This is a genomic window from Serratia sp. TSO36, from assembly GCF_057808395.1.
Window position 1 is genome coordinate 1 of the sequence record NZ_JBJZOU010000030.1, and the last position, 12,675, is coordinate 12,675.

The window sequence follows — 12,675 nt, forward strand, 5'->3', positions numbered from 1 at the left end:
ATTACTTTTCAGTCAATTGACAATCATGCTGTATTTTTATGGTTTACTTACGAAAGAGGGAAATAATAAGCAACCATATAATCAATATTAGAAATTTAATAATGACCGATTGAGATTCCTAACCATCAAGGGCCGGCTGCGTTTTGCCGGCGCGGCGGCAGGCGTGCACGCCACCAAACTGCTCTCTGACCGGCTGCATCGGATGGCGAAAAAACGACGGCTTCAGACCCCGGTGCTGGATAAGTGCGCCTGAAAATCAGGTTTTGGCATAAATACGCAGCAAAGCTGGCGTTTTTACGTATTGTCCCGAATCGGCCCTGCTCTCAGCCCACTTCATCGCCATTGATCATGGTTAGGAGATTTAAAAAAGGTCGATTGATTCTCCTAACCATCAAGGGACTACGATGAGTGCGGTAAATGTTGCACTATAACGCCCTGGCGGCGGGGCCCCCTTGATACCGGCTTGCGAATCTACGGATAGGCGGTAAGTCCCGGTACTTGTGACCACCCCATTGGTTAGGAAGAGCCTTCCCCCACCAGGCAGTCTTTTTATAATGCAGCCGTCAGCGTCGGTAACAATGCATGTCTCTTTCGTCTCTATTGCCGCACCGGTAGAAGTTTTCACGAACAAGTTGTAAAGTCCCTTTTCGCCAGGACGGACATGAAGGAAAGCTTTGTCGACTATAGAGGCCGTAACCCCTGTCCTAGATACTTCGGAGAAGCCTAGCGTCCCGGTGTATGCCCCCTGGCCAAAATCCCAGACGGACTTATCAGGAACGCTAGAGGTACGGCAAGTAACCCTCACATGTATCTCGAATCCGTCGTAGGTGGTCTCGGTATCGGGCCAGGCCTTAACCCACGTTTTGTTATCTATTTCCGGGGCGCTGATTACAGCCCAACCCCAACGCCAATGGTGTCCCTTTGCGTAATGGATGTTCAACACTTCACAGCCCTTCCCCCCTGCTGAGATTTGACCGTAATACGGACGGTCTCGTGAGATGTTGGTAGATGGGCTCCAAAGAGTTGCCGTTACGTCGTACGTGGCCCATGACGACGAGAGTACGGTCATGGTCCAACCGGCCTTAGATTCAAGACATAAAATCAAAATTACAAACACGAAGGGGATACGGTTCATGTGACGCCTATTATGTAATTTGTTTATCGGGCCGCGCGTAACATGCTGTCAGCCCATTGTCGCCATCGTTGCTCGTACGCCTGCACCCGCTGCCGGATATCCCCTGGGGACATCCCACGGCGTCGGGACTGCTCAAAAAGCCGCACGCGTCGTTCATGATGGTTTGCTACTGCCCGCGGGGACAGGGTGGTCCCGTCAGCCCCGAACCATATCCCCAGCCAGTCAAACCCTTTTTCCAGGCGGCCAGTTTGTGTTTTGTCCGGATGACGCTCAAAACCACTGAGGTCAAAAAAATCGGCCAGGCGGGCGATGCCACGCCGCAACTGCCAGCGCGTTCGGGTGAGCAGCAAAAAATCATCCATATATCGGGCATAAAACACCTCGTCCGGGTTCAGAGAGCCGTAGTGGCTGTCTATATGGCGCAGCAGACTGCCGCCGTCACAGGCGCTTTCCGCCTGGCCATGGGGTGTCGGTAGCCCGGTGCTTCCCTGTCCCGATAAATGTTGACATCTTCTCTCCGGCCGCAATTTCCGGGGAATAGCCGGAAGGGATATCCATACAAAGATAGGGTTATATATATCAGACAGACGCTTTATGAATTACCGTGCGTAAATCAGTACAGAGTAGTTTATTATTTTTATATTATTCATCTGCAGTGACATACCCTTTTTGAATAATACGCCGGAGACGAAAGTCGTGAACCCGATGGCCGGAAATTATCCACATGTGCCGCCGGGCGTCAACACCGCCCCGGAGCCGGACGGCCGCAAACAGTGTAAAAAGGCGATGTCAGCGGAGAGTGTTTCCCCTCAGAGAAAAGCACCAGCCTCCGATAAATCAGATAATTAACGATACTCTCAGTCAGTATCATCACAGAACACTCTGACTAGTCAGAAAATAATCTCACAGTCCCGACTGAACAGGCTGTTTAATGAATATTTAAACTCCGGTGCGGTTATTTGACCTCCCGGGGATGAAATACCTGTCACGAGGATGTTATCGGTCTGATGTCATGAATGACGACAATGCCGCCTACTTGATGGTTAGGAGATTCAATCGACCTTTTTTGAATCTCCTAACCATCAAGCAACTACACCTAACTATCAAAACAGTGAAGTTACTCGTCTGGAGGTATGCAATACCCTTAAAATATGAATTTCTTTGTCATCAGAACGTAGCGCCCCTATGGGGCGAGCACGGCTGCTTTGCAGCCTCAACCGTCTTTAAGACCCAGCCTCACATCAACGCCGGTGCTGCCTGACCGCCCGGCGGCTCACACGGTGGCGCATCCCCACCGTCGCGCTGACACCGACATAAAATGAGCACGCCTGCGTCGTGAGCCGGCTGGCGCCGACGCCCTTTTCCTGTTCCCTGCCTCCCTGTAGACTCTGCACCATGTATATTCCCCGACCGGCAAAACTGCTGTTCCAGCATGACGATGGCTGGAGCCAGTACCTGGATAAACACGGCGACACCCTCAGCGACTGGACCAAACTCGCCGTCGAGCGCATGCTCGCCTGCGGCACCTGCGCCATGGGCGTACGCCGCTACTGCTACGCCTCACCGGATTGCACCCATGCCCGCTTCTTCTGCCAGAGCTGCAAGTCCAAGGCCTGCAGCAGTTGTGGCCTCAAGGCCACCGAGCAGTGGATTGCCGAACAGCAGCACATCCTGCCCGACTGCGACTGGCAACACATCACGTTTACCATGCCTCACCTGCTGTGGCCGTTCTTCAACAACAACTGGCCCCTGCTCAACGACCTGTTTCGCTGCGCCACCCGCGCCATGCTCCGCTGGGCGCGCCGGCAGGGTATTGAAGTCGGCATCTTTTGCGCGCTGCACACCTACGGACGCCAGCTCAATCAGCACCCGCATATCCACGTCTCCGTCACCCGCGGCGGCCTCAATATCAAACACGGCACCTGGCGGCAGCTGTTCTTTAAAAAGAAAGAGGTCGAGCAAATCTGGCGCAGCGCCGTGGTTTACCTGCTGCGTGACAACTACGCGCAAATCAACCCCAGTGGCCTTCCGGGCCTCGGTCATATCCGTAATGAAGAGCGGTGGCACCGGTATCTGCATGCCCAATACCGGCGGTGCTGGAAAGTGCATTTTGCCAAAAAGACCCGCGGCGCCTGGCGCAGCGTGAAATATCTGGGCCGTTATCTGAAGCGCCCCCCGGTAGCCGCTTCTCAGCTGCGCCACTACCGCGGCGGTGCCGTGGTGCATCAGTATTACGACCACCGCACACAGCAACACAAACGCCAGAAAATCAGCCAGGAGGAGATGCTGCAGCGCTACGTCAGCCATATTCCGGCGCACCATTTTAAAATGGTGCGCTACTATGGTTTTTTGGCCAACCGCAAGCGGGGTTCGCTGCTGCCGAAGGTCTACGACGCGCTGGAGATGACGGTACGGGAAAAACCGAAGCGGCCCGGCTTTGCGGTGCTGATGAAAGGCTTCCTGGGCACCGATCCGTACCAGTGTATCCTCTGCAAAGGTCGGCTGCGTTTTGCCGGCGCGGTGGCAGGCGAGCACGCCACCAAACTGCTCTCTGACAGACTGCATCGGATGGCGAAAAAACGATGGCTTCAGACCCCGTTGCTGGACAAGTGCGCCTGAAAAATAGGTTTTAGCTTAAAAACGCAGCAAAAATAGCCTTTTTACGCATTATCTCGTAACGGTCCTGACCTCATGCAGCTCTTCCTCGCCACTGTTCATGGTTAGGAGATTCAAAAAAGGTCGATTGAATCTCCTAACCATGAACGGCAACGGGAAGGCATTGCCCGCGCGAAAGCCAGAGGGGCATATAAAGGAAGAAAACCCACCGCTCAGGCGAAAGCGCAGCAGGTGATTGAATTGACGCTGGCCGGACTCACCCGCGAAGCGGTTGCAGACCAACTGGGCATTGGCAGGGCCAGCGTCTACCGAATATTAAAAACCTGGCGGCAGCAACATCCCGACGCTATTCTGCCCGGAGAACGGGTGAAGCCTTCGCTCAGCGATAGTGAGCCGTCGACCGAACATGTTACGATAGCGCCATGAAAAAAAATCCAACGCCCCATGATGCCACTTTCCGGCAATTTCTGACGCAACCCGAAATAGCCCGCGACTTCATGGAGATACATTTGCCGGCCGAACTGCGGGCCATCTGTGACCTCAGCACGCTGAAACTGGAGTCCGGCTCCTTTGTCGAAGATGACCTGCGCCAGTATTTCAGCGACGTGCTCTACAGCCTGAAAACCAACGACGGCGCTGACGGTTACGTGCACGTGCTTATCGAGCACCAGTCCAGCCCGGATAAGCACATGGCGTTTCGCCTCATTCGCTATGCCGTCGCCGCCATGCAGCGTCACCTCGACGCCGGCCACAAAACGCTGCCGCTGGTCATTCCGGTACTGTTCTATACCGGCAAACGGAGCCCATATCCTTACTCGACCAACTGGTTGCAGGAGTTTGATGATCCAACGCTGGCCGGGAAACTGTACACCGGCGATTTTCCGCTGGTTGATGTGACCGTCATTCCCGACGAAGAGATTATGGGTCACCGCAGCATGGCCGCTCTGACCCTACTGCAGAAACATATTCGCCAGCGCGACCTGGCCGAACTGACCGACAGACTGTCCGCCATTCTGCTGGCCGGCTATCTCTCTTCGCCACAGGTGATTTCGCTGATACACTATATTATCCAGGCCGGTGAATCGGCGAATGCAGAGGCATTTGTTCGCGAACTGGCCCAGCGAGTACCGCAACATGAGGACGAACTGATGACCATCGCACAACAGCTTGAACAAAAAGGTATCGAGAAGGGTATCGAGAAGGGTATCGAGCAAGGTATCCAGAAGGGTATCGAACAGGGTATCCAGAAAGGTATCCAGTTGGGTGAACAGCGCGGTATTGAAAAAGGTGAGCGTGAAGCCTCACTGAAAATCGCCCGCACCATGCTGGCCAATGGCCTCGATCGCGACGCGGTGATGAAGATGACCGGGCTGACCGCTGACGACCTGGCCCAAATTCGCCACTAATCTTTCGCGTCGACGGGCAGGGCAGCCATTGTCAGATAAAACCGCATCCGTTTCCCCGGAAAACGCCACCTCCGCGCTCAGCCATCTGGCGTTCTGCGCCCTGGCGGCGCTGGGGCTGGCGCGCCAGGACGGTATCGCCGGCACGCCCTATGCCGAAAACCTGTTCCTGATCCGCTGGCTGGCCACCGCCCAAAAGCAAAAACGCTTCCCCAGGAGCGTCGCGATTGACATCCAGTGGTTACTCGACCGCGGCCGCAAGCACGGCCCGGCCGGCAAACTGCGCCAGCATCTGGAATACCTCTGGCGTTCCTGCAGCGGCAACCTGGCCGCTCAATCCGACCTGTTCCGACTCACCTACGCCTCCGAAACCCTGAAAGACCAGGGCTGGGACAATTATGTGCTGGACGCGAAAGAGTGGAAGTCCGGCGTCGTGCCGACACCGTCACAGCATAACGGGTTCTACGTCGAAAAAACGGCGCTGAATGCCGCTTTTGCCCAGGACGGTCGCCATCTGCACTCCGTCACGTTTCGGGTGGTCGGTGACGCCGACCGGTTTATGCATGTGATGGCCGAGTACGGACTGTGTACGCGCCGGCAGGGCAGCACGTCAGCCTGCCACACCATCGCGCTTGAACCGGCGTAACACCACGACCGACACGGTTCACATATTCCGCCAACGGCGCCGCGCCACTCACAACCAGGACGTTATCCACAAATTTGGGGGATAACCTGTGCGCATCGCCGGTAAAAATATTCACATCAAAATGAGGGGCTTGTGCCCGTCGCGCGGTTGACCTCGCCATCATCCCTTGTCTTTCCTCGTCGGTTTTATATTATACTGGTTATACATACAGTATAATTATAATAACACGTTTCGTTTCCGACCAGAGGAGAACATAAAATGAGCAACGCATCACGCACTCGCACACCGCAGGACACGGCCGGCACGCAGGAAAGTCGCGCCAAAGCGCTGCAAAGTGCCATCACCGCCATCGAGAAAGCGTTCGGCAAGGGCGCCATCATGCGCCTGGGCGACAACCATGGCATGGCTGTCGAGCGTATCCCGACCGGCTCGCTCGGCCTCGACATCGCACTCGGCGGCGGCCTGCCGGTCGGCCGCATCACCGAAATCTACGGCCCCGAGTCGTCCGGCAAGACCACCGTCGCCCTGTCGGTGATTGCCTGCGCCCAGCGCGCCGGGCTGCAGTGCGCCTTTATCGATGCCGAGCACGCGCTCGATCCGCGTTACGCGCAGCAGCTGGGCGTCGATATCGGTGACCCGGTGAGACAGTTTTTCTGTCTCATTAGGGTTGTTTTTCACTCATCCTGGTGTTACGTTTTCATCATCTAGAGTTAAACGAGACAGTTTTCATCATTATGGCACTTTACGGCTACGCCCGTGTTTCAACCAGCGACCAGGATCTGACCCTGCAGACACAAATTCTCCGCGCTGCCGGTTGTGAAATCATTCGTGCAGAAAAAGCCAGCGGAAACAGCCGGTCCGGAAGAAGCGAGTTGCAGCTATTACTGGAGTTCTTGCGCCCCGGAGATACGTTGATGGTGACCCGCGTGGATCGCCTGGCCCGCAGCATTAAGGACCTGCAGGATATCGTGTATGCCCTGAATCAGCAGGGCGTAACGCTCAGGGCAACGGAACAGCCCGTGGACACGCGCTCGGCAGCAGGTAAAGCCTTCCTCGATATGCTGGGTGTTTTCGCTGAGTTTGAAACCAACCTGCGACGTGAACGCCAGATGGAAGGGATTGCCGCGGCAAAAGCGCGGGGCGTATACCGCGGAAGAAAGCCCTCAATAGATCCTGCGGAGGTCTGGCGCCTGTACACCACGGAGAAAATGGGAGCCACGGCCATCGCCCGTCAGCTCGGGATCGGGAGAGCGTCAGTGTACCGGGCGCTGGAAAATTATGAGCAGCCGGCGTAGCACCATCCCGGCTGATTCCCTGTTGCAACTGCGGCAACGGCTCGATCGCCTGCCGCCAAAAAGCCCTGAACGTGCCACCCAGATTGCCACTGCCGCTCAGTTGTATGGTATTTCAGTCACGACGGTCTATCGCGCTCTTCGTCTGGTCCTCAGACCACGCACAGCTCACCGCCGCGATCATGGCCAGCCACGGATACTTCCCCCATCTGAACTGGAACATTACTGTGAACTGATTGCCGCGCTAAAACTGCGAACGACGAATAAATCCGGTCGCCATCTGTCAACCGGGCGGGCAATACAGTTGCTGGAAGAGCACGGTGTGGAGACCGTTCAGGGATTGATTAAAAGTCCTAAAGGCTTGCTTAGTAAGCAGACCGTCAATCGCTGGCTTTCCCGCTGGCGTCTCGACCAGCCCCGCCTGTTACGGGAGCCTCCGGCGGTAAGATTTCAGGCAGAAAGCAGCAATGACTGCTGGCAGTTTGATATGTCACCATCCGATCTCAAACATATTGAACGGCCTGACAGGGTTGACCCTGCCCGGGGCGAACCCACGCTGATGCTGTTCAGCGTGGTGGATGACCGGAGCGGTGTTGCTTACCAGGAATACCGGTGTGTGTACGGTGAGGATGCGGAATCAGCGCTGCGTTTTCTCTTTAACGCCATGGCACCAAAAACCAGGTCTGATTTTCCTTTCCAGGGCCGCCCGAAAATGCTGTACCTCGATAACGGGCCAGTGGCCAAAAGCCATGTATTCCAGAATGTGATGCAGTCCCTGAAAGTTGACTGGCTGACGCAGATACCGTCTGACGGTGCGCTCGGAACAGCCGATTTGGGTGGCAATATCGACAATGTAAGCGCCCTGATGGCGCATTTGCTTTATCATGAAAAAGACCTCTCTGCTCAGCATGTTGATATCCTTTTCGGTGTCGGAACCATCAGGAAACAACATGTTGGGTGGAGCGGACAAATCAAATGGTGATTTAGGGACTTATATCACTGGCGCTGACATTGCCCCGCAACGGCCCTGATCTCAGCCAACTCTTCCTCGCCATTGTCCATGGTTAGTGAGATTTATAAAAGGTCGATTGATTCAGCTAACCATCAACGGACCACGATGATTGCGGTAAACGGGACGATGTAACGGCCTGGCGGCGGGGACCCCTGGATACCGGCGGACGAAGATGTGGATAGGCGGTACGTCCCTGCACTTGTGACCACCCCGTTGTTTAGGAAGATCTTTCCCCCCCCGGGGAGTTCTTTTAGAATGCAGCCGTCAGCGTCGGAACGAATGCATGTCTCTTTCGTCTCAATTGCCGCACCGGGAGAATGTTTTACGGCCAAGGTGTAAAGTGCCCTTCCGCCAGGACGGATATGCAGGCGTGGACTGTCGCGTATAGAGGCCGAAAGCCCCGTCCGAGATACTTCTGTTTGCGCCGAAATAGAGCCTGTCTTTACCCCCCGCCCATAGGACCAGGTGGTCTTATCAGGAACACGATCATTACGGCATAATACCTTGGCGTGTATCTCTATTCCGTCGTAGAGGGTGGGCAGCCCGGACCATGCCACAACCCACGTTTTATCTTTCACAACATGAGCCGGTACACTGGTCCAGGTCCACGTGGGAGCGTGGACGTTTGTGGCGATGATCTCCGCCACTTCACAAGCCTGCCCCCCAGCGGATATTTGGCCTGAAAAGGGATTCTTGTTTGTGAGGGAGATCGGGGGGGATATCATAATATGTGTCCATACGTCGTAAGTGACCGAAGATGTGGAGAGGTTTGCGGCCCAGCCGGACTTAGATTGAAGACATAAAATCAGAATTACAAACACGAATGGGATACGGTTCATGTGACGCCTATTATGTAATTTGTTTATCGGGCCGCGCGTAACATGCTGTCAGCCCATTGTCGCCATCGTTGCTCGTACCCCTGCACCCGCTGCCGGATATCTCCTGGGGACATCCCACGGCGTCGGGACTGCTCAAAAAGCCGCACGCGTCGTTCATGATGGTTTGCTACTGCCCGCGGGGACAGGGTGGTCCCGTCAGCCCCGAACCATAGCCCCAGCCAGTCAAACCCTTTTTCCAGGCGGCCAGTTTGTGTTTTGTCCGGATGACGCTCAAAACCACTGAGGTCAAAAAAATCGGCCAGGCGGGCGATGCCACGCCGCAACTGCCAGCGCGTTCGGGTGAGCAGCAAAAAATCATCCATATATCGGGCATAAAACACCTCGTCCGGGTTCAGAGAGCCGTAGTGGCTGTCTATATGGCGCAGCAGACTGCCGCCGTCACAGGCGCTTTCCGCCTGGCCATGGGGTGTCGGTAGCCCGGTGCTTCCCTGTCCCGATAAATGTTGACATCTTCTCTCCGGCCGCAATTTCCGGGGAATAGCCGGAAGGGATATCCATACAAAGATAGGGTTATATATATCAGACAGACGCTTTATGAATTACCGTGCGTAAATCAGTACAGAGTAGTTTATTATTTTTATATTATTCATCTGCAGTGACATACCCTTTTTGAATAATACGCCGGAGACGAAAGTCGTGAACCCGATGGCCGGAAATTATCCACATGTGCCGCCGGGCGTCAACACCGCCCCGGAGCCGGACGGCCGCAAACAGTGTAAAAAGGCGATGTCAGCGGAGAGTGTTTCCCCTCAGAGAAAAGCACCAGCCTCCGATAAATCAGATAATTAACGATACTCTCAGTCAGTATCATCACAGAACACCCTGACTAGTCAGAAAATAATCTCACAGTCCCGACTGAACAGGCTGTTTAATGAATATTTAAACTCCGGTGCGGTTATTTGACCTCCCGGGGATGAAATACCTGTCACGAGGATGTTATCGGTCTGATGTCATGAATGACGACAATGCCGCCTACTTGATGGTTAGGAGATTCAATCGACCTTTTTTGAATCTCCTAACCATCAAGCAACTACACCTAACTATCAAAACAGTGAAGTTACTCGTCTGGAGGTATGCAATACCCTTAAAATATGAATTTCTTTGTCATCAGAACGGTATAGAAAAATAAAAGGGAACTGTGGCACTATCAGCTTACGATACCGTTCATCAGTGTTGTTGCGTGCTTTCACTCCAACAACTGGGTTCGTCAACAACAGGGACGCCAATTCTTCAAATTTGGCATCAATCCTATCTGCCAATAATAATCCAGCTTGTTCAAAGAAATAGATATAAATCTGCTCCCTGTCTGCCTGAGCTGGAGCATCCCACAAAATTTTATTCACCTGACTCTCCTGAGAGCTTCAGGCGTAATGTTGCAATGCGCTGGCAACTTTCGTCATGGCTGATAAAGGTATTCTGCCTGTTTTCACTACGTGCAATAGCTTTGTCAATTTCTGACTCCAGCCAGAAAGCATGTGTGTTTTTCTGATAATCACGCTCTTCTTCGGCCAACTCCTCAGCTTTCTGTCGCATAAGTTTGGTTAAGTCGGTTTGCTGCCGTTTTGCCGCCTGCATGGCAAGCCGTTTAGTTTCTTCATCAATACGAAAATGGATAGTGTCCATTGATGTCCCCTTGGTAAATTCTGTGTTGCTATTTGTGTTGTCATCATAGCACGGACGACAAAACTTGGTAGCATTTTAATGCCGCAAAACGGCATGGAGGCGCCAGCCGTTACTTAATATGGCTCCTTAGGTCAGTGGCGCCGGTAGCGCGGCGTAGCCGCCCTGCTCTGATAGGTTTTACCTATCACATCCCTCGCCCTGCAAGACTAGCTCCGCTAAATGCGACGTATACCGTTGTGTGCGCCGTCGGAGTGGTCACGACAAGGCGTAAGCCGCAGTCGGGGCGTATCTCCGCGTTAGCGGGCCGTTAGGGCCGCTTACGGGCGTGTACGCAGAACATTCAGCAATGCTTCTGACAGCGATAAAATTGTTAGTTACAACATCCATCATTAAAAGCGACACTGTTCCGGCCCTTTGGGCCGGGGCGGGGCCGCTTTTTAGCGGTGGTGAGGGGGTTTGTGGGACTAAGGTTGGCGAATTTCCTTGGTTGGGTAATTTCGGTGGTTCCGGCCTGGGTGCAGGGCTTTCTGCCTGCAGTTGTGACTGCAGGTGCTACTTCAGGTTTTTGCTAAGAGAGGCTGTGAGTTAAGTAAGGCTCCGTTTTTTGCCCGAACGAAGTGAGGGAGGTACTCAACAGCAACGGCGTGAGCCGGTGCGCTGAGTGACTCCCTTTTTAAAGGGCTTAGTTTGTTCAGAAACAACCTTCGAAATTAAGCATATTACTGAGTGCCTTTTCGAAGTTAATGATACTTACGAAGTTAATGACGAAGTTAAGGGTTTACTCGTTGCCGTTCGATGTCAGCAATGACACGGATCGACGTCGGCGGCCGCCAAAATCATGCCGGCATCTGCCGAAATAGGCCGGCTCAATGGCCAACCCAGCATCAACGTCGGAAAACAAGCAGCACAAGCCCCCCGCGGGTCAGGCAGGGTAAAGCAAGTTATGTTCGGAAAATTAGGTTGGAATGGCGCCGGCCCGCTCCAGCAGCAGCCGGTAGAATGCCTCTGGATCACTGTTCAGCAGTCCGGGCTGTTCACGTTTGAGCGTATTCTCCAGCTGCATCGCCTTCAGCGGCGAGCTGCCCATCGTCCACTGCACCCAGGCCTGATAAAAGCCGTTCTGCTTCTGGCGCCGGGCGGTGGCCAGCTTTTTGATGCCGGCAGCGGTGTCATCCAGCAGCGTATCCAGTCGCTGCTCGCTCTGCTGCCGCCTGGCCAGTTCGTTGCCAATCACCTGCTCCGCGTTGCGCTTGAGGTTCTGCAGGTCAGGACTCACCACCCACCGCCGGATCTTTTTCAGCCGGTTTTTCAGCGAGTGCTTGCGCTCGATGTCGATCCCCAGATGCGCAATGCGCACCAGGTGGCGCTCGTATTTTTGCCTGAGCGTTTCGGTCAGGCCGTTTTTAATCGCCCACAGCCGGTACTGGTTCAGCCACTGGCGAATTTCATCCACCTGGATGCCGCGGCTGGTGAAGAAGTTCTCCGTCAGCCAGATGCGCAGTGGCTTGTTCTGACCAGTGTCGGTATCCTGTCCGCGCGACACGATGAGGTAGTCCAGCTGCTCAAGCACCGACAGCGCATGCAGCGCCACGTCATACGCCTTGCGGCCGCTTTCGTAGACGTGCAGTACTCCCATTGCTTTGGCCACGTCTTCAAACGGCAGCATGATCTCAAATGGGTAGTCGCTGTCCGGGTTGTAGTCGCAGTTTGCACCGAGCACCAGGGAAAGCACCGTCAGCGCTTCACGGCTCTCCGACCGCGCGGCAACGCGCATCGGTTTGGGACGGTAGTCCGGGTTATTACGTTGAGTATAGGGGATATACCCCTGCCGGCGCAGATCGATCAGGTCATCATTACGCCGCCAATCGTGACCGCTCATGCGCGCCACCACCTTGCTCGCCATGCCCTTCGGTACTTGGCAGCACAGGTTGGGGGTGTAACGACGATGAATTTTTTGTTGCCCGCGTCGCAACGCATTAGCCGCGCCGCGCCGGGAGCTACGGGATTCATTGATATTGTGCTCAACATTCGCAAATTGGCTATTCAAGT

General features: G+C 54.5%; 11 protein-coding genes and 4 pseudogenes. 7 read left to right on the forward strand and 8 right to left on the reverse strand.

Annotation, left to right across the window (positions count from 1 at the left end; translation table 11 throughout):
• Positions 1-127 precede the first annotated feature (127 nt).
• Positions 128-253, forward strand: a pseudogene (locus ACK3CV_RS24785) (IS91 family transposase); the annotation flags it as partial.
• A gap of 905 nt (positions 254-1,158) precedes the next feature.
• Here the strand turns inward: ACK3CV_RS24785 and ACK3CV_RS24790 are convergent.
• A complete protein-coding gene (locus ACK3CV_RS24790) occupies positions 1,159-1,662 on the reverse strand; it encodes a reverse transcriptase domain-containing protein (RefSeq protein ID WP_489009912.1) in 504 nt (167 codons plus the stop codon).
• A gap of 868 nt (positions 1,663-2,530) precedes the next feature.
• Between ACK3CV_RS24790 and ACK3CV_RS24795 the strand changes: the two genes are divergently transcribed.
• The 6 genes and pseudogenes from ACK3CV_RS24795 to ACK3CV_RS24820 all read left to right on the forward strand — a co-directional run bounded on the left by ACK3CV_RS24795 (position 2,531) and on the right by ACK3CV_RS24820 (position 7,095).
• The gene (locus ACK3CV_RS24795) at positions 2,531-3,754 is read left to right on the forward strand and encodes an IS91 family transposase (RefSeq protein WP_489009913.1); all 1,224 of its coding nucleotides are present in this window, start codon (positions 2,531-2,533) and stop codon (positions 3,752-3,754) included.
• A gap of 159 nt (positions 3,755-3,913) precedes the next feature.
• The gene (locus tag ACK3CV_RS24800; RefSeq protein WP_275430308.1) at positions 3,914-4,177 is read left to right on the forward strand and encodes a helix-turn-helix domain-containing protein; all 264 of its coding nucleotides are present in this window, start codon (positions 3,914-3,916) and stop codon (positions 4,175-4,177) included.
• Positions 4,174-5,157, forward strand: a complete 984-nt coding sequence (locus ACK3CV_RS24805; RefSeq protein ID WP_164142097.1) for an Rpn family recombination-promoting nuclease/putative transposase — start codon at positions 4,174-4,176, stop codon at positions 5,155-5,157. Before ACK3CV_RS24800 ends, ACK3CV_RS24805 begins: the two co-directional genes overlap by 4 nt.
• A gap of 28 nt (positions 5,158-5,185) precedes the next feature.
• Positions 5,186-5,800: a DUF2913 family protein gene (locus tag ACK3CV_RS24810; protein ID WP_164142095.1), complete on the forward strand. Its 615-nt coding sequence runs from the start codon at positions 5,186-5,188 to the stop codon at positions 5,798-5,800.
• A gap of 258 nt (positions 5,801-6,058) precedes the next feature.
• Positions 6,059-6,430: pseudogene (locus ACK3CV_RS24815) on the forward strand (ATPase domain-containing protein); the annotation flags it as partial.
• Between the two features lie 104 nt (positions 6,431-6,534).
• On the forward strand, positions 6,535-7,095 hold the full coding sequence (locus tag ACK3CV_RS24820) for a recombinase family protein (protein WP_164142093.1): 561 nt from the start codon (positions 6,535-6,537) through the stop codon (positions 7,093-7,095).
• Between the two features lie 784 nt (positions 7,096-7,879).
• Here ACK3CV_RS24820 and ACK3CV_RS24825 read toward each other — a convergent pair.
• The 7 genes and pseudogenes from ACK3CV_RS24825 to ACK3CV_RS24855 form a co-directional block, all read right to left on the reverse strand.
• Positions 7,880-8,002: pseudogene (locus ACK3CV_RS24825) on the reverse strand (helix-turn-helix domain-containing protein); the annotation flags it as partial.
• Positions 8,003-8,966: 964 nt separating this feature from the next.
• On the reverse strand, positions 8,967-9,470 hold the full coding sequence (locus ACK3CV_RS24830; protein WP_489009914.1) for a reverse transcriptase domain-containing protein: 504 nt from the start codon (positions 9,468-9,470) through the stop codon (positions 8,967-8,969).
• A gap of 576 nt (positions 9,471-10,046) precedes the next feature.
• On the reverse strand, positions 10,047-10,346 hold the full coding sequence (locus ACK3CV_RS24835) for a type II toxin-antitoxin system RelE/ParE family toxin (RefSeq protein WP_489009915.1): 300 nt from the start codon (positions 10,344-10,346) through the stop codon (positions 10,047-10,049).
• Positions 10,339-10,626 carry a damage-inducible protein J gene (locus tag ACK3CV_RS24840; protein ID WP_164141866.1) on the reverse strand — a complete coding sequence of 96 codons (288 nt, stop codon included), beginning with the start codon at positions 10,624-10,626 and terminating at the stop codon, positions 10,339-10,341. The genes ACK3CV_RS24835 and ACK3CV_RS24840 overlap by 8 nt, the downstream gene beginning before the upstream one ends.
• A gap of 255 nt (positions 10,627-10,881) precedes the next feature.
• Complete coding sequence (locus ACK3CV_RS24845; protein ID WP_489009916.1) at positions 10,882-11,016, reverse strand: hypothetical protein; 135 nt, start codon at positions 11,014-11,016, stop codon at positions 10,882-10,884.
• A pseudogene (locus ACK3CV_RS24850) lies at positions 10,997-11,131 on the reverse strand (hypothetical protein); the annotation flags it as partial. The gene ACK3CV_RS24845 and the pseudogene ACK3CV_RS24850, both read right to left, overlap by 20 nt.
• Before the next feature lie 450 nt (positions 11,132-11,581).
• On the reverse strand, positions 11,582-12,505 hold the full coding sequence (locus ACK3CV_RS24855) for a Replication protein (RefSeq protein ID WP_341533679.1): 924 nt from the start codon (positions 12,503-12,505) through the stop codon (positions 11,582-11,584).
• Between the last annotated feature and the right edge of the window lie 170 nt (positions 12,506-12,675).

What these genes read in the sequence shown, in the direction of transcription:
- ACK3CV_RS24795 (WP_489009913.1), top strand. Translation starts at nt 2,531, where the DNA reads ATGTATATTCCCCGACCGGCAAAACTGCTGTTCCAGCATGACGATGGC.
- ACK3CV_RS24805 (WP_164142097.1), top strand. Translation starts at nt 4,174, where the DNA reads ATGAAAAAAAATCCAACGCCCCATGATGCCACTTTCCGGCAATTTCTG.
- ACK3CV_RS24820 (WP_164142093.1), top strand. Translation starts at nt 6,535, where the DNA reads ATGGCACTTTACGGCTACGCCCGTGTTTCAACCAGCGACCAGGATCTG.
- ACK3CV_RS24840 (WP_164141866.1), bottom strand. Translation starts at nt 10,626, where the DNA reads ATGGACACTATCCATTTTCGTATTGATGAAGAAACTAAACGGCTTGCC.
- ACK3CV_RS24845 (WP_489009916.1), bottom strand. Translation starts at nt 11,016, where the DNA reads ATGATGGATGTTGTAACTAACAATTTTATCGCTGTCAGAAGCATTGCT.
- ACK3CV_RS24855 (WP_341533679.1), bottom strand. Translation starts at nt 12,505, where the DNA reads ATGAGCGGTCACGATTGGCGGCGTAATGATGACCTGATCGATCTGCGC.